The sequence below is a fragment of the Klebsiella sp. S69 genome (assembly GCF_016516145.1).
Lineage (GTDB): Bacteria > Pseudomonadota > Gammaproteobacteria > Enterobacterales > Enterobacteriaceae > Klebsiella > Klebsiella oxytoca.
In genome coordinates, this window is the sequence record NZ_JACVUU010000101.1 from 1 (window position 1) to 301 (window position 301).

A 301-nucleotide genomic window follows, 5' to 3' on the forward strand; every position below is an offset into this window, starting at 1 on the left:
CGTCAGCTCAAACGCCGGGGAACGCTCGCTGACGTTCCCGGCCTTGTCGGTCACGGTGGTGCTCAGGCTGTGGCTGCCCTCGTCCAGGGTATCCGGCGTAAAGCTCCAGCGTCCGTCCTCCCCGGCAACCACCGTACCCAGTACGGTATCGCCGTCGTAGATCGTGACCGTGGCCCCCGCCTCCGCCGTGCCGCTCAGGGTCGGCGTGGCATCGTTGGTCAGATCCCCGCTGGCCAGCGGGCCGGTGTGTCCGGCCACGTCGTCGGTCACCTCCGGCGCACTGGCAGACGGCGCGGTGGTA

At 69.8% G+C, this 301-nt stretch carries 1 protein-coding gene; it reads right to left on the reverse strand.

Translation table 11 applies throughout. The annotated features are described in order from the left end of the window. On the reverse strand, positions 1-301 hold a 301-nt coding region (locus tag IAE27_RS29415; RefSeq protein ID WP_200093442.1), incomplete at both ends, for an Ig-like domain-containing protein.